Annotated in this window: 28 protein-coding genes; 15 read left to right on the top strand and 13 right to left on the bottom strand. The window is 65.8% G+C overall.

Annotated features, from left to right (window positions below):
- Positions 1-65 precede the first annotated feature (65 nt).
- The 3 genes from K9B37_RS05105 to K9B37_RS05095 all read left to right on the top strand — a co-directional run bounded on the left by K9B37_RS05105 (position 66) and on the right by K9B37_RS05095 (position 2,747).
- Complete coding sequence (locus K9B37_RS05105; protein WP_439651684.1) at positions 66-1,076, top strand: YeiH family protein; 1,011 nt, start codon at positions 66-68, stop codon at positions 1,074-1,076.
- A gap of 254 nt (positions 1,077-1,330) precedes the next feature.
- Positions 1,331-1,633 carry a 4a-hydroxytetrahydrobiopterin dehydratase gene (locus K9B37_RS05100; protein ID WP_224311787.1) on the top strand — a complete coding sequence of 101 codons (303 nt, stop codon included), beginning with the start codon at positions 1,331-1,333 and terminating at the stop codon, positions 1,631-1,633.
- 61 nt (positions 1,634-1,694) lie between these two features.
- Entirely contained in the window at positions 1,695-2,747 is a 1,053-nt protein-coding gene (locus K9B37_RS05095; protein ID WP_224311786.1) for an Ldh family oxidoreductase, read from the top strand.
- 9 nt (positions 2,748-2,756) lie between these two features.
- Here K9B37_RS05095 and K9B37_RS05090 read toward each other — a convergent pair whose 3' ends face one another.
- Positions 2,757-3,542, bottom strand: a complete 786-nt coding sequence (locus K9B37_RS05090; protein WP_224311785.1) for an SDR family NAD(P)-dependent oxidoreductase — start codon at positions 3,540-3,542, stop codon at positions 2,757-2,759.
- A 117-nt stretch (positions 3,543-3,659) separates the two neighbouring features.
- Between K9B37_RS05090 and K9B37_RS05085 the strand changes: the two genes are divergently transcribed.
- From K9B37_RS05085 to rlmN, 3 genes are all read left to right on the top strand, one after another.
- Positions 3,660-3,998 carry a YkvA family protein gene (locus K9B37_RS05085; protein WP_224312139.1) on the top strand — a complete coding sequence of 113 codons (339 nt, stop codon included), beginning with the start codon at positions 3,660-3,662 and terminating at the stop codon, positions 3,996-3,998.
- 100 nt (positions 3,999-4,098) lie between these two features.
- Positions 4,099-4,794, top strand: coding sequence for an invasion associated locus B family protein (locus K9B37_RS05080; RefSeq protein ID WP_224311784.1), 696 nt, complete (start codon positions 4,099-4,101; stop codon positions 4,792-4,794).
- A gap of 107 nt (positions 4,795-4,901) precedes the next feature.
- Positions 4,902-6,233: a dual-specificity RNA methyltransferase RlmN gene (gene rlmN / locus K9B37_RS05075; protein ID WP_224311782.1), complete on the top strand. Its 1,332-nt coding sequence runs from the start codon at positions 4,902-4,904 to the stop codon at positions 6,231-6,233.
- 13 nt (positions 6,234-6,246) lie between these two features.
- Here the strand turns inward: rlmN and K9B37_RS05070 are convergent, their stop codons facing one another.
- Positions 6,247-6,753 (bottom strand): hypothetical protein, encoded by a 507-nt coding sequence (locus K9B37_RS05070; protein WP_224311780.1) that lies wholly within the window; start codon positions 6,751-6,753, stop codon positions 6,247-6,249.
- A gap of 106 nt (positions 6,754-6,859) precedes the next feature.
- On the opposite strand from K9B37_RS05070, the gene K9B37_RS05065 reads away from it, so the two are divergent.
- Entirely contained in the window at positions 6,860-7,363 is a 504-nt protein-coding gene (locus K9B37_RS05065; protein WP_224311778.1) for a hypothetical protein, read from the top strand.
- A gap of 162 nt (positions 7,364-7,525) precedes the next feature.
- On the opposite strand, the gene K9B37_RS05060 is transcribed toward K9B37_RS05065, so the two are convergent.
- Positions 7,526-8,167 (bottom strand): LysE family translocator, encoded by a 642-nt coding sequence (locus K9B37_RS05060; protein ID WP_224311776.1) that lies wholly within the window; start codon positions 8,165-8,167, stop codon positions 7,526-7,528.
- A 141-nt stretch (positions 8,168-8,308) separates the two neighbouring features.
- Here K9B37_RS05060 and K9B37_RS05055 point away from each other — a divergent pair, with 141 nt between their 5' ends.
- The 3 genes from K9B37_RS05055 (at position 8,309) to K9B37_RS05045 (ending at position 10,457) form a co-directional block, all read left to right on the top strand.
- Positions 8,309-8,914, top strand: coding sequence for a LemA family protein (locus K9B37_RS05055; protein WP_224311774.1), 606 nt, complete (start codon positions 8,309-8,311; stop codon positions 8,912-8,914).
- 100 nt (positions 8,915-9,014) lie between these two features.
- Positions 9,015-9,848 carry a TPM domain-containing protein gene (locus K9B37_RS05050; RefSeq protein WP_439651690.1) on the top strand — a complete coding sequence of 278 codons (834 nt, stop codon included), beginning with the start codon at positions 9,015-9,017 and terminating at the stop codon, positions 9,846-9,848.
- On the top strand, positions 9,849-10,457 hold the full coding sequence (locus tag K9B37_RS05045; protein ID WP_224311773.1) for a TPM domain-containing protein: 609 nt from the start codon (positions 9,849-9,851) through the stop codon (positions 10,455-10,457). It abuts the gene before it with no gap.
- Between the two features lie 3 nt (positions 10,458-10,460).
- On the opposite strand, the gene K9B37_RS05040 is transcribed toward K9B37_RS05045, so the two are convergent.
- From K9B37_RS05040 to K9B37_RS05030, 3 genes are all read right to left on the bottom strand, one after another.
- Positions 10,461-11,213, bottom strand: a complete 753-nt coding sequence (locus tag K9B37_RS05040; RefSeq protein ID WP_224311771.1) for a DUF1223 domain-containing protein — start codon at positions 11,211-11,213, stop codon at positions 10,461-10,463.
- Positions 11,214-11,253: 40 nt separating this feature from the next.
- Positions 11,254-12,192, bottom strand: coding sequence for a lipid A biosynthesis lauroyl acyltransferase (locus K9B37_RS05035; protein ID WP_224311769.1), 939 nt, complete (start codon positions 12,190-12,192; stop codon positions 11,254-11,256).
- A gap of 62 nt (positions 12,193-12,254) precedes the next feature.
- Positions 12,255-13,427: a glycosyltransferase gene (locus K9B37_RS05030; RefSeq protein ID WP_224311768.1), complete on the bottom strand. Its 1,173-nt coding sequence runs from the start codon at positions 13,425-13,427 to the stop codon at positions 12,255-12,257.
- An 86-nt stretch (positions 13,428-13,513) separates the two neighbouring features.
- On the opposite strand from K9B37_RS05030, the gene K9B37_RS05025 reads away from it, so the two are divergent.
- Positions 13,514-14,662 carry a glycosyltransferase family 4 protein gene (locus K9B37_RS05025; protein ID WP_224311766.1) on the top strand — a complete coding sequence of 383 codons (1,149 nt, stop codon included), beginning with the start codon at positions 13,514-13,516 and terminating at the stop codon, positions 14,660-14,662.
- A 177-nt stretch (positions 14,663-14,839) separates the two neighbouring features.
- On the opposite strand, the gene K9B37_RS05020 is transcribed toward K9B37_RS05025, so the two are convergent.
- Positions 14,840-15,862, bottom strand: coding sequence for a zinc-binding dehydrogenase (locus K9B37_RS05020; RefSeq protein WP_224311764.1), 1,023 nt, complete (start codon positions 15,860-15,862; stop codon positions 14,840-14,842).
- A gap of 264 nt (positions 15,863-16,126) precedes the next feature.
- On the opposite strand from K9B37_RS05020, the gene folP reads away from it, so the two are divergent.
- Genes folP through folK form a run of 3 tightly spaced genes read left to right on the top strand, consistent with a single transcriptional unit; the run spans position 16,127 to position 17,788 of the window.
- Positions 16,127-16,942 carry a dihydropteroate synthase gene (folP, locus tag K9B37_RS05015; RefSeq protein WP_224311763.1) on the top strand — a complete coding sequence of 272 codons (816 nt, stop codon included), beginning with the start codon at positions 16,127-16,129 and terminating at the stop codon, positions 16,940-16,942.
- Complete coding sequence (folB, locus tag K9B37_RS05010) at positions 16,939-17,307, top strand: dihydroneopterin aldolase (protein WP_224311762.1); 369 nt, start codon at positions 16,939-16,941, stop codon at positions 17,305-17,307. The genes folP and folB overlap by 4 nt, the downstream gene beginning before the upstream one ends.
- Positions 17,300-17,788, top strand: a complete 489-nt coding sequence (gene folK / locus K9B37_RS05005) for a 2-amino-4-hydroxy-6-hydroxymethyldihydropteridine diphosphokinase (protein WP_224311760.1) — start codon at positions 17,300-17,302, stop codon at positions 17,786-17,788. The genes folB and folK overlap by 8 nt, the downstream gene beginning before the upstream one ends.
- A 16-nt stretch (positions 17,789-17,804) precedes the next feature.
- Here folK and K9B37_RS05000 read toward each other — a convergent pair whose 3' ends face one another.
- The 5 genes from K9B37_RS05000 to K9B37_RS04980 form a co-directional block, all read right to left on the bottom strand.
- Positions 17,805-18,551, bottom strand: coding sequence for an SDR family oxidoreductase (locus tag K9B37_RS05000; RefSeq protein ID WP_224311759.1), 747 nt, complete (start codon positions 18,549-18,551; stop codon positions 17,805-17,807).
- A 4-nt stretch (positions 18,552-18,555) separates the two neighbouring features.
- Positions 18,556-19,836: a beta-ketoacyl-ACP synthase gene (locus K9B37_RS04995; protein WP_224311757.1), complete on the bottom strand. Its 1,281-nt coding sequence runs from the start codon at positions 19,834-19,836 to the stop codon at positions 18,556-18,558.
- 12 nt (positions 19,837-19,848) lie between these two features.
- A complete protein-coding gene (locus K9B37_RS04990) occupies positions 19,849-20,973 on the bottom strand; it encodes a beta-ketoacyl-ACP synthase (RefSeq protein WP_224311756.1) in 1,125 nt (374 codons plus the stop codon).
- Complete coding sequence (locus K9B37_RS04985) at positions 20,973-21,434, bottom strand: 3-hydroxyacyl-ACP dehydratase FabZ family protein (RefSeq protein ID WP_224311754.1); 462 nt, start codon at positions 21,432-21,434, stop codon at positions 20,973-20,975. Before K9B37_RS04985 ends, K9B37_RS04990 begins: the two co-directional genes overlap by 1 nt.
- Before the next feature lie 144 nt (positions 21,435-21,578).
- Positions 21,579-21,860: an acyl carrier protein gene (locus tag K9B37_RS04980; protein ID WP_224311753.1), complete on the bottom strand. Its 282-nt coding sequence runs from the start codon at positions 21,858-21,860 to the stop codon at positions 21,579-21,581.
- A 270-nt stretch (positions 21,861-22,130) separates the two neighbouring features.
- Here K9B37_RS04980 and K9B37_RS04975 point away from each other — a divergent pair, with 270 nt between their 5' ends.
- Positions 22,131-22,853 carry a fused DSP-PTPase phosphatase/NAD kinase-like protein gene (locus K9B37_RS04975; protein WP_224311751.1) on the top strand — a complete coding sequence of 241 codons (723 nt, stop codon included), beginning with the start codon at positions 22,131-22,133 and terminating at the stop codon, positions 22,851-22,853.
- Positions 22,854-22,922: 69 nt separating this feature from the next.
- Here K9B37_RS04975 and K9B37_RS04970 read toward each other — a convergent pair whose 3' ends face one another.
- Positions 22,923-23,447, bottom strand: a complete 525-nt coding sequence (locus K9B37_RS04970; RefSeq protein WP_224311749.1) for a hypothetical protein — start codon at positions 23,445-23,447, stop codon at positions 22,923-22,925.
- Positions 23,448-23,593: the final 146 nt, after the last annotated feature.

Genomic DNA, 23,593 nt, shown 5'->3' with positions numbered 1-23,593 from the left:
GATATATTTGAGTTATATCGCTTCCGGCGTCAGGACAATCGCAATTGTTCGCGAGAGGTTCTGCGATGACGGCCAAGGCATGGATGCGTAACGGACCGGGTGTGATCCTTTGTGCAGGAATCGCCCTTGCCGCCTTCGGCCTGCAACTGGTCGAGGAACATTGGACCGGGCGCGCCTGGATCGAGGCGCTCGTCCTCGCGATCCTCCTCGGGACCGCCGTCAGGACGGCCTGGACCCCGAGCCAGCGTTTTCTTCCCGGCATCGTGTTCAGCGGCAAGATGCTCCTGGAGATCGCCGTGATGCTGCTCGGCGCCTCGATCAGCTTCCAGGCGGTGGCCCAGGCTGGCTCCGGCCTGATCCTCGGCATCGCCGTCGTGGTCTTTGCGGCGATTGCCGCGAGCTTCGGCCTGTGCCGGCTGCTCGGCCTGCCCTGGCGCATGGGCGTCCTGGTGGCCTGCGGCAATTCCATCTGCGGCAACTCGGCCATCGCCGCGGTGGCGCCCGTCATCGACGCCAAGAGCGAGGATGTCGCTTCCTCCATCGCCTTCACGGCGATCCTCGGCGTGATCGTCGTGCTGTCGCTGCCGCTTCTTGTCCCGCTCTTGCATCTCTCCGAGACGCAATATGGCGTTCTCGCCGGCCTCACCGTTTATGCGGTGCCGCAGGTTCTCGCCGCCACGATGCCGGTGGGCATGGTGAGCACCCAGCTCGGCACCCTCGTGAAGCTGGTGCGCGTCCTGATGCTGGGACCGGTCGTCATTCTGCTGTCGATCTTCGCCGGCACGCGCTCCGGCAGCACCAACCTGTCGTTCAAGCGGCTCGTGCCCTGGTTCATCATCGGATTCCTGGCGCTTGCGGCCCTGCGCTCGGCCGGTGCGATCCCCGACATGGCACTCAAAGCCGTGCTGCCGGTGGCGACGGCGCTCACCATCGTGTCGATGGCCGCCCTCGGGCTCGGCGTCGACCTGCGCGTCCTCGGACGTGTCGGCGGACGGGTGACGCTGGCCGTGAGCCTGTCGCTCCTCGTCCTCCTCGGCATCAGCATCGGCCTCATCCGCCTGCTCGGTGTGGCGTGAGTCCGGCTGGAACACCCGTGCTCCGCCGTCATTCCGGGGCGAGCGTAGCGAGAACCCGGAACCCATAGCCGCGGAGCTTTGCGAATAAGATGCAGCGGCGGCCGCAGTTCTTCATTCTGAACCGATAGAGTTTATGGGTTCCGGACTTGCCTGACGGCAATCCGGAATGACGGAGGATTTGGGTCTGCCGGGGCTTGAAACTCGGTGGACGCGCTTCATCAATAGCGACAGCCCTGCCCTGCGTGGATGAAGCCATGAGACCTCTCTCCGAGACTGAGCGCACCGAACTCCTGCCCGCCCTCGAAGGGTGGAGCCTCATGGAGGGCCGGGATGCCATTCGCAAGCAATTCGTCTTCGCCGATTTCGGCGCCGCCTTTGCCTGGATGACGCGCGTCGCCCTGGCGGCGGAGAAGGCCAATCACCATCCGGAATGGTTCAACGTCTACAACAAGGTCGACGTCACCCTCTCGACTCACGATGCCGGCGGCCTGACGCGCCGCGACGTGGAGCTGGCTCAGAAGATGGATCTCTTCGCAGGCGGCCGAACAGAGCGTTAAAGAGCTTGCCTTTCGGGCACCGGACCTGAAAAACAATCTGCGCAATCACTGGAGATGCGCGATGTCCGAAACGATGGCCCGTCTGAGCGAAGATCTGCGGTTTCCTGCCGGAATCCTGGAAGAACGGGCGCTCGCGGCATTGCGCGATGCAGGCGCCGATGAATCGTCTGCTGCTGCCGCCACGCGGGCGATGATGCACGCCTCCCGTCTCGGCGTGGACAGTCACGGCGTCAGGCTCACGCCCTTCTATGCCGAGGAGTTGCGGACCGGCCGCGTCAACAGCCGCCCGGCGCTCAAGGTGCGGCGCACGGCGGCCGCGACAGCGACGCTGGACGCCGACCATGCGCTCGGCCACGTGGCTGCCTATGCGGGCATAGAAGAGGCCTGCCGGATCGCCGCGGAAAGCGGCATTGGCGCGGTCGGCGTCGCCCGCTCGACCCATTACGGAGCAGCAGGCGCCTATGCACTCGCGGGAGCGGAGCGCGGCTTCATCGCGATCTCGACCACGAATGCCGATTCGATCGTCTCGCTCTATAGCGGCACGACGCCGTTCCACGGAACCAACCCGATCGCCGCAGCGGCCCCCGTCGCGGGCGCGAAGCCGTGGCTCCTCGACATGGCGACCTCTTCCGTTCCGTTCAATCGGGTTCTGCTCTTCCGCTCCCTGCAGCGGGAACTGCCCGCCGATGTGGCCGCCGGTCTCGATGGCGAGCCGACCCGCAATCCCCATCTCGCCCAGATGCTGATGCCGCTGGGCGGCGAGAATTTCGGCTTCAAGGGAGCGGGTCTCGCCGGCCTCGTGACGATTCTTTCCGCGATCCTCACCGGCGCGTCGCCCGACCCGTTCGTTCCGCCGATGAACCCAGACGGCGGAAGCGTCCAGCCTTACGACATCGGCCATTTCTGCCTCGCCATCGATCCGGAGCGCTTCGTGGGACGACAGGCCTACGATGGCCTGATGGCCCGGTATCTGGCGGGATTGCGGACGACCCCCGGGAAGAATGCAGCGCCGGCCCTCGCGCCCGGCGATCGGGAATGGCGGGTCATGGAGGAGCGGGAGCGGACCGGAATCCCGATCGATCCCGATACCGCACGGTTTTTCGCTCTCGCCTGATTCGGCGTTCTATTTCGGCTGCATGCGCAATGCTCCGTCGAGGCGGATCGCCTCGCCGTTGAGCATGTCGTTCTCGATGATGCTGCGCACCAGCGCCGCATATTCCTCCGGCCGCCCGAGGCGGGACGGGAATGGCACGTTGGCCTCCAGCGCCTTGCGGTAATCCTCGGCGATGCCTTCGAAAAGCGGCGTATGGAAGAGGCCGGGCATGATCGTCATGACCCGGATGCCGAAGCCGGACAGATCGCGTGCGACGGGAAGCGTCAGGCCGAGCACGCCACCTTTCGAGGCCGCATACGCCGCTTGGCCGATCTGCCCGTCCTGGGCGGCGACGGAGGCGGTCGAGACGACGACGCCGCGCCCGCCATCCTCGGTCACGGGGTCGAGACCAGCCATGGCGGCGGCGCATTTGGCGATCATCGCATAGGTGCCGATGAGGTTGATCTCGATGGCGCGGCGGAAGCTCGCCACATCGTGAGGAATGAGTTCGCCCGTCTCGCGCTTCTTCGTCACCGTGCGCTTGCCCGGCGCGATTCCGGCGCAGTTGACGAGGATGCGCTCGGTGCCGTGGGCCGCCCGAGCCTTGGCGAGGGCCGCGTCGATGGAGGCCTCGTCCGTCACGTCCGCCTCGCAGAACAGGCCACCGATCTCGCGGGCGTGTTTCTCGCCCCGCTCGACATCGCGGTCCAGAATCGCCACCTTAACCCCATCAGCGGCCAGCATGCGCGCGGTGGCGCCCCCGAGGCCTGAAGCGCCGCCCGTGACGATGGCTGCCATGAATTTGTCGAGCTTCATGCGTTTCCTCCTGTGTCTCGCGGCGTTCATAAGCCAAGATTCGCCGGGTTGGAACGAAAGGTATCGAAGGAGCATAGCGGAATGAGCGAGTTCGCACGGCCGTTCACCAAGGCCGAGATGGACGCGATCCGCCGGGAGGCCGGCGGCGACGACGGCGTGATCCGGAAATTCTGGGGCAAGCTGAGGCGTGTCGGCGGCAAGATCCCGTTCGCGGAGGATCTCGTGGCGGCGTTCTACTGCGCCACGGATCCAGCGACGCCGAAGCGCGTCAAGCTCATCCTCATGGGAGCGATCGCCTATTTCATCCTGCCCACCGATGCGATTTCGGATTTCCTGCCGATCATCGGCTTCGCCGACGACGCGGCGGTGCTCGCGGCCGCCATCGCGCAGGTGGCAGGCTCGATCACCGACGAGCACCGGGAGAAGGCGAAGAAGGCGCTCGACGGCACGGACTGAGGCGCTGGCCGCCGCGTTTCGACGCATCGCCAAAGCGCCGTGTTTAAGCTTAACGGAGATGGTGAAGAGTTCTTAACCATCTCTCCGTAAAGTTCGTCTCATGATTCTCGCATCTCTTCAGCGCGGCCTGGCCGCGGGCGTCATTTCCGCCGTTTTCGCCGTCGGATTGGGACCTGAGGCCATGGCCCAGGGCACCAAGAAGCCGGCCCCTGCGACGCAGAGCAAGCCGGCCGCAAAGCCGGCGGCCAAGACGGCACCCGGAAAGCCCTCGGCAGCCAAGCCTGCCGCGGCAGCCGCTGCTGCCGGCGCCGGTGCGGCCGCCGCGAAGGGCGGACAGGCCGCTTCGGGCCCTGGCGGGGCGACGCTTCTCGCCTCGTATGGCGACTGGGGCGTCTATACCGCCAAGACCGGACGCTCCGAGATCTGCTATGCCTTGAGCCAGCCTAAGGACCGGCAGCCGAAGAACCTCAACCGCGATGCCGCCTATCTCTTCGTGTCGTTCCGCCCGGCGGAGAACGTGAAGAACGAGGTGGCGGTGGTGCTGGGCTTCGCCGCCAAAGACAACGGCCCCGCCGAGGCTGTGATCGGCAAGGCCACCTATGCCCTCCTCACCAAGGATACCAATGCCTGGCTGAAGAACCCGGCCGAAGAGAGCCAGGCCATCGGCACCATGGCCAAATCGCCGAACGTCGTCGTGAAGGCGCACTCCGCCCGCGGCAACCAGCTGACCGACCGCTATTCCCTGACCGGCTTCAGCCAGGCCCTCGATCGCGCCCGCAAGGAATGCTCTCAGTAAGCGCCGTTCCGGCGGGCCCGACACGAAATCGTCAGGCCCTCTCACGTTTCCGCCGCTTTCGTGTTATATGCCGCCTGCGATCCCATAAAACGAAGGCGTGATTTCCCATGGCGACGGCGCTCGACATCGCCAAGCACAACACGAATGCGGCCCCGGTGGCCGTGACCGAATCCGCGCGCGCGGCCGGCAAGGATGCTCTTGCCGCCGAGAAACTTGCCATCGAAAAGAAGGCCGACTTCACCGTCGAGGCTGCCCGCCAGTCCTCTCTCGTGGGCCTGACCCGCGACGAATTGAAGGACAAGCTGGCCGAGATCGGCGTGCCGGAGCGCGAGCAGAAGATGCGCGTCGCGCAGCTCTGGCACTGGATCTATTTCCGCGGCGCGAAGAACTTCGACGAGATGACCAACGTGGGCAAGGGCCTGCGGGCGGCGCTCGCAGAGGCCTATACCCTCGCGCGCCCGCAGGTGGTTTCCGAGCAGGTGTCGAAGGACGGCACCCGCAAATGGCTGATCCGCATGCCCTCCACCGGCCCCCTCGACAAGGGCGCCGAAATCGAGTGCGTCTACATCCCCGAGACCGATCGCGGCACGCTCTGCGTGTCGAGCCAGGTCGGCTGCACCCTCACCTGCTCGTTCTGCCACACCGGCACCCAGCGCCTCGTGCGCAACCTGACCTCTGCCGAGATCGTGGCGCAGCTCATCGTCGCCCGCGACTGCATCGGCGACTGGCCGGACGCGACGCCGCCGGAAGGCGCCTTCGTGCCCAGCGACGGCGGGCGCTTCGTGTCGAACATCGTGTTCATGGGCATGGGCGAGCCGCTCTACAACACCGACAACGTGGTCGCCGCCATCAGCGTCCTGTCGGACAGCGAGGGCCTCAGCCTCTCGCGCCGGCGCATCACCGTCTCGACCTCCGGCGTCGTGCCGCAGATGGAGCGTCTCGGCACGGAGGCCAACACCATGCTGGCCATCTCGCTCCACGCGGTGCGCGACGACCTGCGCGACGTGCTGGTGCCGATCAACCGCAAATACGACATCGCGCAGCTTCTCGATGCCTGCCGCGCTTATCCGGGCCTCTCGAACGCGCGCCGCATCACCTTCGAATACGTGATGCTGAAGGACGTGAACGATTCCGACGCGGATGCCAGAGAGCTGGTGCGCCTCCTGAAAGGCATTCCGGCGAAGATCAACCTGATCCCGTTCAATCCCTGGCCGGGCTCCAAATATGAGTGCTCGGACTGGGAGCGGATCGAGCGCTTCTCGGAGATCGTCTTCCGCGCCGGCTACGCCTCGCCCGTGCGCACGCCCCGCGGCCGCGACATCCTCGCCGCCTGCGGCCAGCTCAAGAGCGAGACCGAAAAGCTGCGCGCCCGCGCCCGCATGATGGCCGAACAGGGCATCGGCGCCGAGGGGGTCTATGCTCTGGGGGATGCGGAGTAGCCGTCTCCCCTGATCACCCCTTGTCGCGCTTCGCCTGGGCAGACTTGCCGGCCTGCGAGATGCGGCCCGCATCCATGGGATTGCCGATTTTCTCCCGACGGGTGTTCGGCTTCTTGGCCATGCCCTCGCGCGGCGTGCGCCCGGATTTCGGGCGGGCGGCTTTCGGCGCTTCCTGGCGCAACGCGAGGGCGCGGCGGGCATTGGTGCGCAGTTCATCGGCCTTGCGCCGCGCATGTTCGCCGTTGATGCGGGTCAGCGCCTCGGCGAGCACGCCTGCCTTGTGCCGGTTTCCCGCATCCTTCTTCTCGAAGGTCGTCGTCTGCCGGCCCTTGCCGCGGACCTCGCGCCGCTGCCTGCTGGCGATATCGCGCGCTCGGTCGCGCCGCTCGCGGAGACGCTGAGTCAGGTCCTTGAGCGCCGCCTCCTCCAGCTTGCCGAGCACCGGATGTCGGGTCTGCTCCACAAGGGTGTATTCCTCGTCATTCAAGAGCCGCCGCTCATTGCGTTTCGACGTGGACATCGGGCTCTCTCCTCTTGCGCATGGGATGCCCGGTGAACGCAAAGCTGAGTCGGGCCGTTCCATCCGCACTGGCGCGATGGGCCGAACTTTGCGACCATGGGACGGCATGATCCGTTATCTTCTCCTTATCCCCCTCGCGCTGCTCATCGCGGTCGGCGCGAGCACGCTTTTCCTTTTCATCGCTTCCGTGGTCGATCCCGTCATGGGAACGCTCACCGGCGACACGCTGCTCGTCGGATTCTGGGCCTTCGTGGACGAGGTGTTCTCCGTCGAGGATCCCGGTCCGATGATCGCCGAGACGGCCTTCGCGGTGGGTCGCGTCGCCTTCCTGCTGCTGGTCTTCCCGCCGCTTCTCGTCGCGGTGGTGGGAGAGGTCGTGCGGGCTCGGAGCGTGATCTGGTATGCTGGCGCCATGGCCGTGCTGACCGCCGCGATTCCCTGGGTTCTGCGCGGCAGCGCCCGCATCGCGACGCCGGGTGAACTCCATGTCAGCGCCGTCCTCGGCCTCACCGGCGCCGTGGCCGGCCTGATCTACTGGGCGATTGCGGGCCGGGATGCCGGCGGCTTCAAGCCATCTGATCCGCCATTTCCCGGCAGGGCGGCGCCATAGACGCCTGTCATTCCGGGGCGAGCACAGCGAGAGCCCGGAACCCATAAACGCCAGTGTTGAAGGATAGGGCGCAGAGGTAGCCGTTGCTCTTTATCCTTTACCGTCAGCGTTTATGGGTTCCGGGCCCAGCGCTTGCGCTGTCCCGGAATGACGGGGCGCGTTTCACCGCGCAGCGGTCGCCAGGATCTTGAGAGCGAAGGCGGAGAAGAGGCCGGCGAAGGAATAATCGATGCCGCGCATGAGCTTCGGGCGGCTGCGCAGGAGGGCCAGGACCTTGTCGGCGCCAAGAATCATGACGGCGCCCATCGGCCCCGTCACAGCGACGAAATAGAGCCCGAGAAAGAGCAGCTTCTCCGAGGCATGCGGATCGGTCGCCTGGACGAATTGCGGCAGGAAGGTCACGAAGAACAGAACGACCTTCGGGTTCGTCAGGTTGATACCGACTCCCACCAGGAAGGTTTTCCAGAACGACACCTCGATCCGGCCCTCGTCCTTCACGTGCAGGGCCGAGCCGTTGCGGACGGCATCGATGGCCATCCACATGAGATAGAGCGCACCGACGATCTTGAGGACGGTGAATGCCGTCACCGAGGCGGCGAGCAGGGCCGAGAGGCCGAGCGCAGCAAGCAGCGTGTGGACGCAGCTTCCCGCCATGGCGCCGAGCATGGCGGCAAGACCGGCCTTGCGGCCGCCGGACATGGTTTTCGCCAGGAACAGGCTCATGTCGGGCCCCGGCGTGATGAACAGAATCGTGCAGGCGAGCGAATAGGTCAGGAACGTGCTCAGATCCGGCAGGAAGGTCATGGATCGTCTCGAAACGGGAAATTGCGGGGGATTATGCCCCAAACCGATCGTCCGGGCCATACGGAAGCGGCTTGTTGAAACGGCAGCGCTGCTCCATTTGTGAAACCGTCGACGGGGTGAGCGATTCGCGAGAGGACATACATGACGACTTTGCTGTTGCCGGCGCGGCTTCGCGTCGCCCTGGCCATGATCGCCATGGCCTTCGGGCTCTCCGCCTGCGGCATCAACAACGTGCCGACTCTCGAGGAACAGGCCAAGTCCGCCTGGAGCGAGGTACAGAATCAGTATCAGCGCCGTGCCGATCTGATCCCCAACCTGGTCGAGACGGTGAAGGGCTTCGCCAATCAGGAGCGCGAGGTACTGACGCAGGTGACGGAAGCCCGCGCCAAAGCAAGCCAAGTCAAGGTCGATGCCTCGACGGTCACGGATCCGGAGAAATTCCGCCAGTTCCAGGATGCGCAGAACCAGCTCTCCGGCGCATTGGGCCGCCTCCTCGTCACGGTGGAGCGCTATCCTGAGCTGAAATCCAACGCCAATTTCCTGGCCCTGCAGTCGCAGCTCGAAGGGACCGAGAACCGGATCGCCGTGGCGCGGCGCGACTATATCGAAGCGGTCAGGGCCTATAACACCGAGCTGCGCACCATCCCGGGCCGCTGGATCGCCGCCGTTCTCTATCCGCAGGCCAAGCCGATGGAGACCTTCACGGCGACACCCAATTCCGAGCGCCCCCCGACGGTGAAGTTCTAGGCGGATGAGGGTGACGGCACGCGATCTTCCCTCCCCCTTGCGGGGAGGGACCGAGGGTGGGGGTCGCAAAGTCAAAGCGGCTTTCTCGAGGTTAAGAAAGCTGAGGCCATTACCGGCCGCGTCGGATCTCGTCCCCCGTCGAACCACCCCCACCCCTACCCCTCCCCGCAAGGGGGAGGGAGTACGCGCGGCCCTTTTCCTTGTCCTCCTCATTCTTTTTCCGGTCCTGGCGCTCGCCCAGTCGGTTCCGGCCCTCACCGGCCGGGTGGTCGATGCGGCGAACCTCCTGAAGCCCGACGAAAAGGCGACACTCGAAGCGAAGCTCAAGGCGCATGAGGACAAGACCTCCGACCAGGTGGTGGTAGCGACCGTTCCGTCCCTCGACGGCCTGGAGGTGGAGGAATACGCCAACCGCCTCTTCCGCCAATGGAAGCTCGGACAAGGCGACAAAAACAACGGCGCCCTCCTCCTCGTCGCCCCCAAGGAGCGCAAGGTCCGTATCGAGGTGGGCTATGGGCTCGAAGGCGCGCTGACCGACGCGCTCTCCAAGGTGATCATCACCACGGCCATCGCACCGCAATTCCAGAAGGGAAATTTCGCCGGCGGCATCAATGCCGGCGTCGATGCCATGCTGTCGATCCTGACCGGCGACGCGGAGGAATGGCAGCGACGCGCCCAAGTGCGCGAGGATGAAAGCGATTCCATCGACCCCTGGGTCGCGATCGTCGTCATGGTGTTCCTGTTCATCATCATTTCCAGCATCGTCCGCGACGCGCGGGGACGGCCGCTCCGTCGTGGCCGCGGCGGGCCGTGGATCATCCCGACCGGCGGCGGCTGGTCCGGTGGTTCGGGAGGCGGATGGTCTGGCGGGGGTGGAGGCTTTTCCGGCGGAGGCGGCTCCTCCGGGGGCGGCGGCGCATCGGGGAGCTGGTAGATGATCTCGCAGCAGGACCATGCCCGCCTGACCCAGGCCATCAGTGATGTGGAGGATCTCACCGCCGGCGAGATCGTCGTCGTGATCGCCGAACAGGCGAGCAGCTATCGGTCGATTCCCGTCCTGTGGGCGCTTCTGATCGCGCTGGTGGTGCCGTGGCCGCTCATCGCAATCACCACCTTGGGCCCGTCGCGGATCTTCCTGATCCAGCTCCTGGTCGCGCTCTTCTTGAGCCTCTTCCTGTCCTGGCCGTCCCGCCGTCACAGCATGGTGCCGGGATTCATCAAGCGGGCGCGGGCCCGCGAGGCGGCGGCGAGGGAGTTTTTAAGCCGCGGCCTCACGCGCACGCGGGAACGCACCGGCGTCCTCCTCTACATCGCGCTGGCCGAGCATCATGCGGAGATTCTGGCCGATGTCGGCATCGCCGACCGGGTCGCGCCGGATGTCTGGCGCGACATCATCGCCGACCTGACCCGGCAGATCGGCGATGGACATCTCACGGACGGGCTCGTGGCGGCGATCCAGCGCACCGGCGCTATTCTCGCCGAACATGCGCCGCCCCGCTTCGACGATGTCGACGAACTGCCGAACAAGGTCATCCTGCTTTAGGGATTAAAGGCCGCCGCCTTTCGCGGCGCCGAGGATCGGTCCCGGCCTGCTGTCCTCGCCGGACTGCACGAGCACCACATAGCCGTCTGCCTCGCGGCGAGCGGCGGCGAGCGGGATCTGGAATCGCGCCGCACCGCCCCGCCACTCACCGACCCGCGTCATGCCGCGCACCACATTGGCGTAAGTCACGGTTTTCCCGCGATTCTCGCCACGGCCGATGGTGACGCTCTGGGAACGCAGGACCGGTAGAACCCACACCTCGCCCCTTCTCAGATTGCTGTGCGGTGTCTCTTCGACAGAGATCGTGACGATCCCGTTCTCTTCCTTGAGACTGACATCGAGCGGCAAGGAAGGTCGGCCCTCATTTGTGGTCTGGATGGATTTCTCGATCCGCGCATGATCCGAGCCGATGCAGGGCTTCGTTCCGTTGACGACGATCTGCGGCGTGTAGACCTGCTTGTCGCTGCGCGATTCCGCATAGGCCTTCTGCCGGGCCGTGAAGAGAGGCTGCGCGAGCGTGTCCTTCCAACCGAGATAATCCCAGTAATCCACCGGGAACGACAACGCCACGAGATCGGCCTGATGCGAGAGGCTCGAAAGCAGCGCATCGGCCGGCGGGCAGGACGAGCAGCCCTGACTGGTGAAGAGTTCGATGACGGCGCGCGGCGGCTCCGCAAGGGCCGGCTGAATGAGAATGGCGAGCCCGAGCGCCGCCAGGACCGTCTTCACACGGGAACTGTTCGAACGTGAGACCATGGTCCCGCTAGAGAACCACGAAAACAACCTCAAAGGAAACTCACGTTAGCTTGAGGCCCGCAGGCGCGCGCCAGCGGCGGTGCATCCACAGCCATTGCTCAGGATTTTCACGCACCCAGCTCTCCACCACCGAGGTCATCGCCTGCATGGCACCCTGCACGTTGATTTGCCCGTCCGGATCGCGCGGCAGATCGAGAGGCGGCGTCAATTGCAGCCGGAAGCGATGTCCGGGCAGGCGGATGACGCGGACTCCGTGGACCGGACAATCGAACCGGCGGGCGAACTTGCCGAGGATCGGGTTCACCAGGGCCGGACGGCCGAGGAAGTTCACGAGCACGCCACGGGTGAAATGCTGGTCGATCAGCATGCCGAGATGGCCGCCCTTCTCGAGCGCTCCCTGCATGGCGAACGCCGCGCCCTGACGCGCGGCTTCGAGCCCGCCCATAGTCTCGGAACGGATCTCGTGCAGGACGCGGGCAATCGCGGGATCGTTGGGCGCGCGGAACACCGCCGTCGCGTCGAGCCCGAACCGGGCCGCGCAGATCGCCGGCAATTCCCAGTTGGCGAGATGGGCGGAGAAGATGATGCCCGGCTTGTCGTCGTCCCTGAGACTGAGGAAATGCTCGATCCCATCCACCTCGGTGCGGCCGGGCTCGGCCCGGTCGGGATCGAAATCGAAGAGCGTGCCGAGGTGCGGGTATTCGCCGCCAACCCGTCCGAGATTGTCCCAGGCCGCTCGCGCCAGGGCCCGGACCTCGCTCTCGGGCTTGCCGGGATAGACTGCCCGGATATTGGCGAGCGCGGTCCTGTGGGTCGGAAGCAGAGGACCAATCGTCCGCGCCAGGGCCGCTCCGACGGCGCCGGACCGTTCCGGGCCAAGGACCCGCGACAGAGCGAACACGCTCCGCACGAGGCCGACCATGACCGTCTCGGTCACGCGCGAGGCGAGGCTGCGGGGGCGGAGGGAACGATGAACCACGGAGTCTCCTGAAAATCCGTCTCGGAAAAGGCCATGCCTCATTCCGTGCTCAGCGAGCTTCGTCAACCCCCAGGACGGGTGCGCGATAATTGGTCGTAGAGGCCGACCAGGGTCTCCCGCTCCCGGTTCCAGCTCAGTTCCGCAGCGGCAACCAGGGCCTGCCGCTTCATGTGGTCGAGGGCCGTGCGGTCGAGGCCGTTGATGACCTCCGTGATGGCAGATGCATCGTCGCTGGCGAGACTGCCGCAGCGATAGCGGGTGACGATCTCCGCCATGTCCGGCAGCGGCGAGACCACCACCGCGAGGCCTGCGGCCAGGTATTCGAACAGTTTGTTGGGCAGGGCGAAGCGGTTGTGACGGCTCGAATCGGGGAGGATGCACAATCCCAGATCCGCCTCGGAGGCGCGGGACACGACCTCCTGCGGCGCGACGGCGGGTTCGAAGCGAATTCTCTGCGTCACGCCTCTCGCCTCGGCGCGGGCTTTCAGGGCCTCAAGGTAAGAAGGCGCAGCCTGCCCGCGCAGGGTCAGGCGAAATTCGTCGCGCCAATGCGGCAGGGAATCGACGATGGCCTCAAGGCCCCGGTTGTCGCGCAAAAGACCGTGGAACAGGACCTCGATCGTCGCACCGACGGGCCGGAACGGGGCCAGCGTCGCATCGGGCACGTTGCGGATGACGGTTGGCCGGGCAAGACCCGGATAGGCCTCCGGCAGCGCATCGGCGATGCCCGGGCTGACCGTGATCACCGCATCGGCGGCGCGGATCCCGCGCCCCTCGATGGCCCGCACATGCGACAGGGCGGCGATCCGCCATTTCAGGCTGTGCTCGTATTCGGCAATCGCCATCTCGTGGCTGTCGTAGACGATGCGGGCACCGAAGCGGGCCTTTGCGTCAAGGGCGAGCGGCAGGGTCGTCCAATCGTTGGCATGGACCGCCTCCGGCCGGAAATCCCGCAGGAGCTTGCGGGCGCTGCGTCGCCCCTCGTGCAGCCAATAGAAGAAATGCGAGGAGGCCGGCAGCAGGTTGGCGGGCGCCTGCCGAAGTAGAATCCCGGCTCTAATCAGGAACGGCGAAGGCAGATCGGGAAGTAGCGCCACACGGTAGGGCACGTCCTTCGGTGCAGGCCCATAGCCGATCAGCAGCACCTCGTGGCCGGCCCTATGCAACGCCTCGGCCGTCCGCAGCACGCGTGAATCGTTGGCGAGAGAATGGAAATCGAGGACGGCAATGCGCATGGGCGATGAAAATCCTTGAACCGCGCCGATAGACCGCACGGGCAAGGTTGTCCAGTAAGGGCCGCGAAACACTCGACGGTGCCGCCATGGCTCTGTACAAGGCCGCCTCGTCTCAAAATCTGCGAGCGCTTCCCCTGAACGCCACCGAAAAACCCCGTATTCTCTACGTTTGCTGCGAGCGGATCGTCCCCGGCAGCGCTGCTGCGACGCATGTGCTGGAGATCTGCGAGGGATTGGAGCGACGGGGCTATCCGGTGACGCTCGTCGCCGAACGGGGAGCCTCTCGCAGCGGCCTTGCCGGCCAGCTGGGCCGCTATGCCCGCGTTACTCTGTCGGCGCTGGCGAAACTGCGCCGGGCCGATCTCGTCTATTTCCGCTCGCATTTCGCGGCCTTCCCTATCGCGCTCGCGGCGAAGATTTTTGGAAAGCCGGTGATTCAGGAGATCAACGGCGTCTATGCGGAGGCCTTCGTCACCCATCCCCGCTTCAAGCGGCTGAAAGGGATCCTCACCTCTCTCCAGAGGCTGCAATATCGCTGGGCGAGCGCCCTGATCGCCGTCACGCCCCAGCTTGTAGCCTGGGGATCGGCGGAGGCGGGCCATGCCCGCGCCTTTCATGTGGGCAACGGGGCGAACACGAAGGTCTTCAGCCCGGAAGGTCCATGCGCGGAGCGCGAACGTCCCTACGCCTTCTTCTTCGGCGGCATGACCCGCTGGCACGGGGTCGAGGTGATGCTCAAGGCCGCCCGCTCGCCTGCCTGGCCCGCGGGCGTCGAGCTCGTCATGGCCGGCCCCATCGTCGACGAGAGCCTGAGAACTGCCCTGGAAGGCGCCTCCGCCCCCGTCACCTGGCTCGACCGGGTGCCGCAGGCGGAGCTGCCGGCCCTGATCCGCAGCGCCGTGGCGGCCCTCGTGCCGAGCGTCGATCCGAGCGGCATCACGGCCCACGGCATCACGCCCCTAAAACTCTTCGAAATGCTGGCCTGCGGACGGCCGGTGATCGTCAGCGACTTCCCCGGCATGGCGGACATCGTCCGGGGCGGAGGCTGCGGCCTCGTCGTTCCCTCGGGCGCTCCTGGGGCGCTGGCCCACGCCGTTGCCCGGCTCGTGGCCGATCCCTCAGGAGCAACGGCCATGGGCGCGGCCGGCGCGGCGCTGATCGCCACCGCGCATTCCTGGGACGTCAGGGCCGCCGAGACGGCAGAGGTGATCAGGACGGTTCTTGGGACGGAATAGCGGGCCGGCCACCCTTGTCATTCCGGGGCCACGAAGTGGAGCCCGGAACCCATAGCCACTGACAGCTTAGGATAGGATGCAACTCAAGCCGCAGCGTCCTCTTCGTAAAGCTCGGCGTTTATGGGTTCCGGGCCCGGCCCAAAGGGCCGTCCCGGAATGACAGGGAGCGGTTCTGCTCTAAAACGTCACGACCACCTTGCCGAACACCTTGCGGCTTTCCAGACGCTCCAGCCCTTTCTGGAACTCGTCGAGCGGGAACACGGAATCGATCACCGGATTCATGCCGCCGGCCATCTTGGCGAGCGATTCGCGGATGTTGCGCATGGAGCAGCCGAAGGAGCCGAAGATCCGGTATTGCTGCTGGAAGAGCTGCATCAGGTTCATGGTGGTGGAGACGCCGCTTGTCGAGCCGCAGGTCACGAGGCGGCCACCGCGCTTGAGGCACAGAAGCGACCCGTTCCAGGTATCGGTGCCCACATGCTCGAACACCACGTCGACGCCCTTGCGCTTGGTGAGCCGGCGGACCTCGCCCTCGAAGCGCTCGGTGCGGTAATTGATGACGTGATCGGCGCCGAGCGCCTTCGCCTTCTCGCCCTTCTCGTCGTCGCCTACCGTCGTGTAGACAGTACAGCCGATCGCCTTCGCCATCTTGATAGCCGCGGTGCCGATGCCCGACCCGCCCGCATGGACGAGGATCGATTCTTCCGGCTCCAGCTTCGCATTGTCGAACAGCATGTGCTGAACGGTACCGAAGCCGATGGGCGCGCAGGCCGCGTCGGTGAAGGACACGCCCTGCGGCACCGGAATGACGAGCCGCTCGGGCCGGTTGATCAGCTCGCGGGCGAAGCCGTCGATGTGGAAGCCCATGATGCCGGCGACGTTCTCGCACAGATTGTCGCGGCCCTCCCGGCAGGCCTTGCAATGGCCGCAGGTCTCGGCGCCGTACATGGTGACCGGATCGCCTGCCTTGAACCGCGTGACGCCCTCGCCCACCGCCGCAATCTCGCCGGAGGCTTCGACACCGACCGCCTGGGGCATCTTGCGTTTGGCGAAAGCCATGCCGCGAAAGCCCCAAACATCGAGATAGTTCAGCGCCAGTGCCTTGACGCGGACCTGCACCTCGCCCGGACCGGGAGGCGGCGGAGCGTCCATCTCGGTCAGGCGGAGATCGCGGTCGCCGAAAAGCTGAAGGGCACGCATTTTTAAGATCCTTTTCGTCGTCATCCCCGGACTTGTTCTAGGGATCCACGCCTTCTCAAGCGTCTTAAGACGTGGATGGCCAGGACAAGCCCGGCCATGACGGGAGATTTGAGACGGGGCTTAAAGCGCAGGCCTCTGAATGACAAGCCTCGGCTCCTTTCCCAGGACCACACCCTCGCTGCCATCATGGGAAATGGACAGGCCCGCTCTCGACAATCCGTCCAAATCGCGAAAAAGAAACGACCTGCCCTTCGGACGCTTGCCATGCCAGCCCTTCTCGCCGAACTCGGATCGCGCACCCTGATCATGGGTGTCCTCAACGTCACGCCGGATTCCTTCTCCGACGGCGGCGATTTCTTCGATTCCGGCGCGGCGCGCGCCCATGCCCTTGAGCTGGCGCTGGAGGGCGCCGACATCCTCGATATCGGCGGTGAGTCGACCCGCCCCGGCTATACGCCGATCGGGGCGGAAGAGGAGCAAAGACGCGTGATCCCGATCATCCGCGACCTTGCCGCGCAGGTGAGCGTGCCAATCTCCATCGACACTTATCGGGCCGCCACGGCTCGCGGCGCCCTGGCGGCCGGGGCCCGGATCGTCAACGACATCTGGGGATTTCAGCACGATCCCGACATGTCGGCCGTGGTTGCCGATCACGACGCCTACGCGGTGCTCATGCACAACCGGCACGAGATCGACCCCGCCCTCGACATCGTGGCCGATTCTTTACACTTCTTCGAGCGTTCTCTCGCCCTCGCGCGGCGGGCCGGAATTCCCGACGACCACCTGATCCTTGATCCGGGCATCGGCTTCGGCAAGACAGCGGAGCAGAATCTCGACGCCCTCCGGCGCCTGCCGGAGCTGAAGGCCCTGGGCCTGCCGGTGCTCGTCGGCGTGTCGCGCAAATCGATCATCGGCCGCTTCTACCCGCCCGGCGTGCCGCCGAAGGAGCGGCTCTTTGGGACCTTAGGCGCGCATATGGTCGCGATCTGCAGCGGCGCGGACATCCTTCGCGTTCATGACGTGAAGGCCCACAAGGAGGCCTGCCGCGTGGCGGATGCACTGGTCAGAGGTCGGTCATGAGCGATAGCATCATTCTCTCCCGCCTTGCGGTCTATGCCTATCACGGCCTCCATCAGGAGGAGGCGGAGCTGGGCCAGCGCTTCTACGTGACCCTCACCTGCCAGGTCGATCTCAGACCGGCTGGGGAAGCCGACGATTACGGCCTGTCGGTTTGCTATGCGACGCTCGCCAAGCGCGTGAACGACCTTGCGGTGAACCGGCGTTTCAACCTCATCGAGGGCCTCGCGGAAGCGATCGCCGCTGACGTGCTGCAGGCCTTCCCGCGGATCGAGGAGGTCGTGGTGCGCGTCGAGAAGCCGGAGGCTCCCATTCCACTCATCCTGGAAAGCGTCGCCATCGAGATCAGGCGCTCCCGTCATGACTGAGCCGAAGCCCATCAGGGCGGCGTTGAGTCTCGGGAGCAATCTCGGGGACAAGCGCGGCACCATCGCACGGGCCATTGCGGCTCTGGATGCCGGCGGCGCCAAGACTGTCGCCCGGTCCGCCGATTACCGCACCGAGCCGTGGGGGCCGGTGGCGCAGGACTGGTTCGTCAATGCCTGCGTGCTCGTCGAGACGGCGCTGTCGGCGCCCGATCTGCTCGCCCTGTGCCTGAAAGTCGAGCGGGACCTCGGCCGCATCCGCGAGGTGAAGTGGGGGCCTCGGATCATCGATATCGACATCCTCACCTACGACGACGTCGCCATAGATACGCCCGAACTGGTGCTGCCGCATCCTTTCGTGCTGGAGCGCCGGTTCGTGCTCGTCCCGCTTGCGGAGATCGCCCCAGACCTCGCGATCCGAGGCACGACCGTCGCCGAGGCTCTTAAACTGCTCGGCCCGGGAGACGTGACCAGGATCGATTGACCGGCGACGCCGCCGATCAGCGGTGAATGCCGATCATCGATGTCAGGCCGCCGTCGATGGGCAGCACGGCGCCGGTCACATAGGCGGCGGGCTCGCTCATCAGGAAAGCCGCGACGCCGGCGATCTCCTCCGGCTTCGCGAAACGGCCGGCAGGAATCTGCTTTTCCATGCTCTCGCGGTAAGCTGCATAAGGAGCCATCATGTCCGTATCGATGAAGCCCGGCGCGATCACGTTGACCGTGAGCCCGCGCTTCGCCGTCTCGATGGCGAGCGTGCGGCAATAGGAGATCAGGGCGCCCTTGGATGCCGCGTACGCGGCGTTGCCGGGATTGCCCTGGAGCGCCGCCACCGAGCCGATGGCGACCATGCGCCCGGCGCGGGCGCGGATCATGCCGCGCATGAGCGATTTCGCGATCCGCGTGAAGGACCAGAAATTCACCTGCATGGCCGTTTCGGCCTTGTCCTGCTGCATCATGGCGGCGAGCGCGTCGTAGGGCTGGCCGGCATTGTGCACGAAGCCGAAGAAAGTCTCGGATTCGAGGCTCGCGCAATAATCGTCGATGGCTTCCTTGCGGGTGAGATCGAGCGCATGGGCCTTCACCGTGCGGCCTGGATGGGCGGCCATCAGCTCGTCGGCGAGCGCCAGGGCCGCTTCCGTCGAGGAGCGATAGGTGAAGTCCACGTCGTGGCCGGACGCGACCAGCGCCCGCACGATGGCGGCGCCGACGCCCTTGCCGCCGCCCGTCACGAAGATCCGGCCCATGATTTTAAGCCCCTTTCGGCTCAGCCCCGAACACGAGGCAGGTGTTCTGGCCGCCGAACCCGAAGGAGTTCGACAGCACGTAGCGGACATCGGCGTCCCGCGCCTCGTTCGGGACCACGTCCAGGGGGATCGTCGGATCCGGAACCTTGTAGTTGATCGTCGGCGGAATGCGCCCGTTGGCGAGGGTCAGGAGAGACATCACCGCTTCGACGGCGCCGGCAGCGGTGAGCGTATGACCGATCATCGACTTGTTCGACGAGATCGGCAGGCGCGCCATGCGCTCGCCGAACACGGCGGTGCAGCTCATCGCCTCCATCTTGTCGTTCTCGGGCGTCGAGGTGCCGTGGGCATTGATGTAATCGATATCATCCGGCGCCAGACCGGCATCCGACAGAGCCTCGCGGATCGCCATGATGGCGGGCATGCCGTCCGGCGAGGAACGGGTGCGGTGGAAGCCGTCACCCTTCTCGCCGCAGCCGAGCACATAGCCCAGGATGGTCGCGCCGCGCGCTTTCGCGGTCTCCGCGTTCTCCAGGACGAGGGCCGCGCCGCCCTCGCCCATGACGAAGCCATCCCGGTTCTTGGAGAACGGCTTCGACGCGCCTTCCGGGCTCTCGTTTTGGGTCGAAAGCGCGGAGAGAAGCGAGAAGCGGATCAGGGATTCCGGATTTACGGAGCCGTCGGTGCCGATGCACAGGGCCGCATCCGTCTCACCACGCCGGATCGCCTCGACGCCGAGCTGGATCGCGGTGGCGCCGGAGGAACAGGCGGTCGAGAGCGAGATCGGCGAGCCTTTGGCGCCGAAACGGTCGGCCACGCGGTCGGCCACCGTGCCGAAGATGAACAGGTCGTGCCAGGATTTGAACCGGCCGGTCTCGGCGGCCTTCAGGAGATCGCGGTAGGTGATGTCCCCATCCTGGCCGGAGGCTTCCGCGAGGGCTTCGCGCTGCGGCCATTCCATCTCGACCGGCGGCACCGCGATGAACAGGGCACCCGGAAAATCGCCCGCACCCAGGCCCGATTGGCCGACGGCCTCCTCGGCTGCCCGCACGGCGAGATGTTCCGAGAGCACCGGCGCGCAGAAAGGGTCCGCCTCGACGAAGTCGATGGTCCCGGCAATGCTGGTGCGCAGTCCCTCGATCGGGAACCGGGAGATGTGGCGGATGCCGGACTTCCCCGCCGTGAGCGCGGCCCAGGTATCGTCCTTGCCCTGGCCTAGGGAGGTCATCACGCCCATGCCGGTGACGGCGACGAGCGGGCGGCCCTGATTGTCGCGAAGCGCCATGCCGGTCCCCCTTCAGTTGGCTTTGGTGAGCCGCACGGCACCCTCGCCGCGCCAATGGCCGACGGAGGTGACGAGCGCCTCGTTGGATTGCTCTTGCGCGATGAGCGCGGCCGCGAGAGCCACGCCCGCGGGAGCCAGGCCCTCCATGAGGTGGCCGGTCACGTCGCTCGTCGCATGAATGGCGGCGTTCGGAAGCGCGTCCAGGAGAGCGCCCTGCTCCTCCTCGGTCAGCCCCTTGACGCCCGTCGCGCCCGAGAGAACCACGTCGGGCTTCGCCCCGAGCAGATCGATCTGCGAGCGGACCGCTTTCGCGACGCTCCCCGGCTCGCGCCGGGTTCGGTCCGAGGCAATGCCGGCGATGGCGGCGAGAGGCTTTGCGTCCCGCGCTTCGGCATGCTCGCGGGATTCCATCACGAGGAAGCAGGCGCCGGAACCCAGGATCATGCCGCCGCCCTCCGCTGGACGCTCCCAGACCGGCCGATGGGCGTTCTTCCAGAGAAAGCCGCCCATGGCGTAGATCAGCAGCGCATCGGGCCGCTCGGCATTGTAGGACCCGCCGACCAGGAAGATGTCGTTCTGGCCCGAGGCGATGCGCGAATGGGCGATGCGCATCGCATCGATACCGCTCGATTCCTCACCCATGAAGGTGCGGGAGGCTCCGGTCACGCCGTGCACGATGGCGATGTTGCCGGCGAGCAGGTTCGAAAGTTGGGCGAGGAACAAGGTCGGGCGCAGGTCGCCCATCAGACGCTCGTTCAGGAACACGCCGGGATTGTCGGCCTTGCGCAGGCCCGTGAGGATCTGCCCGTCGACCGCATAGTCACGCTCGCCGCCACCTGCCGCCACGATCAGGTGCATGCGGCTTTTCAGCTCCGCATTCTCCTTCACCCCGGCCGCGTCGAGGGCGAGGCCCGCCGCATAGCAGCCGAGCTTCTGCCAGGCTTCCATCTGCCGCTGGTCGGATTTCTTGGCGATCTGCTTGTCGTAGTCGGGCGTCGCGACCGGATGGACCAGATAGGGGGCGAATGTTTCGGCATCGACCCGTGGTGAAGCGGCCGTGAGGGCGTTCAGATGCGCCTCGACTCCCTCTCCCGCCGCAGAGATGATCCCGATCCCGGTAATCACGACGTCGCGCATCAAGCTGTCTCCGCCAAGAGGCTGATGCGGCGCGCCTGGGCCCGCATCAGCTCGTCCATCCCGGCCGGGAAGGGCATGATCCGGAAGCGCAGCTCCGCATCGCAGATCGGCTTGCCCTCGGCCAGGATCTTCGCCTTCGTCACCGCATAGCCCGAACCCTCATGCTCGAGCTGCGCCGTGACGGTGAGCACCGTATCGGGCCCGACGAAGGTGCGAAAGCGCGCCTTGTCGACGGCCATCAGGAACGGCATGTGGGTGAAGTTCATCAGGCCGAGCACGAGATAGCCGGAGGCCTGGGCCATGGTCTCGGTCAGGAGGACGCCCGGTACCAGGGGATGGCCCGGGAAGTGGCCTTCGAAGACGGGGCTTTCGGTCGGCACCGTGGAGGTGGCCTCGATTCGCCGCTCATCCCGGTCGAGCCGCGTCACCCGATCGATCATTTCAAAATATTCGAGGCGCATCCGCGATCCGAACCATTCTCCTGTCGTCCCGGGCGGGCCAAGCAGGGACGGCATTCCGGCCGAAGCTGCTCCATCGTCTGGAGCCGGCTGCGCGGCCGGCCCGCCGGGTCGTGCGTCCGCGACGGACGCTTTCGTTGCGTGTCTTTAGGCGGTCTTGGCGGCGACGAGCGCGTCGATATGCGCCACGAGGTTCTTCAGGACGAAGTATTCCTCGGCCGGAGCCTTGCCCTCGTTGACCTCCTGCGTCCACTGCTCGAGAGGCAACTTGATCCCGAAAGCCTTGTCGATGGCAAACGCGATGTCCAGAAACGCCAGCGAATCAACGCCGAGATCGTCAATGGCATGGCTTTCCGGCGTGATCTGATCGCGCGGGATGTCGGCGGTCTCGGAAATGATGCCGGCGACGGTCTCGAAGGTGGACGACATGACGCCGCTCTCCTGAAGTGCTTGGTCTCGACGGCAGGCGACCTTCGGGCAGTCTCAGGCCCGAACTCGGCGGCCATATCCGTCAAGGAGGGTTGTATCGAAACGCACCCCTTACACGACGGGGCGCGGGGCGGCAACAGATAGGATCGGCTTCAGGCCTGGGAGAGGACGGCATTCCGGCCATATGATTGATTAATGGCGACTGATCGTCGATAAGGCGGCCTGACCGCAGGGTCGGCTGACGCTCTGAAACCGCAACATTGGATCGCCGTGATCAACAGGTTCCTCAAGCCTGAGACCCGCTATGCGCGCCGCATGGCCCGGATCGCCCGCTGGGACAAGCCCGTGGAGGGCAGTCTCGCGCGCGTGCGCGCCTGGGCCAATATGCTTCTGGTCGATCACGGAGTCTTCCGTCTGCTCTACCTCAACAAGCACCGGGTCTCAGGGCGGCTCTGGCGCTCGGCGCAGCCGGCGCCGCACCAGATCTCGCGCCTCAAGGACGAGGGTGTGCGCACCATCGTCAACCTGCGCGGCGGGCGCGAGCACGGCTCATGGCAGCTTCAGAAGGACGTCTGCGAACGGCTCGGCATCAATCTCGTCGAGTTCGTGGTGCGCTCCCGCGGCGCACCGGACCGGGAGACGCTTCTCACCGCCAAGGATTTCTTCGAGACGATAGAATATCCGGCCGTCCTGCACTGCAAGTCGGGCGCCGATCGGGCGGGCTTCGTGGCCGCGCTCTATCTCATCGTCCATGAGGGGCGCAGCGTCGACGAGGCTCTGCGCCAACTCTCGGCCCGCTACGGCCATTTCCGCTTCTCCAAGACCGGGATTCTCGATGCCTTCTTCGAACAGTATCGCAGAAATGGCGAGGCGAAGGGCATTCCGTTCCTGACCTGGCTCGAAACGGGCTACGATCCGGAGGCCCTCGAGCGCGATTTCCGCCCGGGTTTCTGGTCCAACATGCTCGTCGATCGGATCATGCGGCGCGAGTGAGGACGAAGCTCTCTCGCACCGATCCTTCGATCACAAATCAATCGATCCCTTGATCAATCGAGCACGTGGTCAATCAAGTACTTGGCACTGCTTGCGCACGCCGGGCATCGGATCGCCGAAGGTGCCGTTGTTGCAGCCGACCCCACCCTGGTAAAAGCCCTCGGCGTAGCGGCCGTGAGCGCCATAGCGGACCCGCTTCTGCCCCCTGAAACCGCAGAAGCCGTTCTCGTCAGCACAGGTCCGCCAGGCCGGCTCGCTATAGGTGGCTTCGCGCCAGCCGTGCCAGTCGCGACGGGGACGCGGTGCCGGTTCCTCGAAACCTCCACCATAGCCGCGGGCAATGTAGGCGCAGCGCTTCGGAATTCCGGGCGCTGGATCGCCGAAGGCCTCGTTGGAGCAGGGAATGCCGCGTCCCGCGACGTCCATCACCGCCTGACGGCCAGGGACGCCGTAGATGACGCGCGTCGGATAGGGAACGCGGCAGAAGCCGTGCTCCGGCGCGCAGGGAACGAGGCCCTGGGCGGCGGCGCCCGTCGTTCCGGCGAGCGAGGTTGCGAAGATCAGCGCTGCGGCTGCGAGAAGGGAGCGAAGCATGGATTTCCTCCTTGAAGGCACAGCCAGCCTAAGAGGGTCACCTTAATATTGTAATAATATACCGGAAAACCTGGGGCGGTTGCGTTTCCCCGAAATCGCGAAGCGTCTGTGAAAGTCTTTATCTGCCGCATTTTCGGACGGCGAAC

Source organism: Microvirga puerhi (assembly GCF_020089865.1).
Classification (GTDB): Bacteria; Pseudomonadota; Alphaproteobacteria; order Rhizobiales; family Beijerinckiaceae; genus Microvirga; species Microvirga puerhi.
Note: the sequence above shows the minus strand (reverse complement) of the source record. Positions and strands in the feature narration are given on the sequence as shown.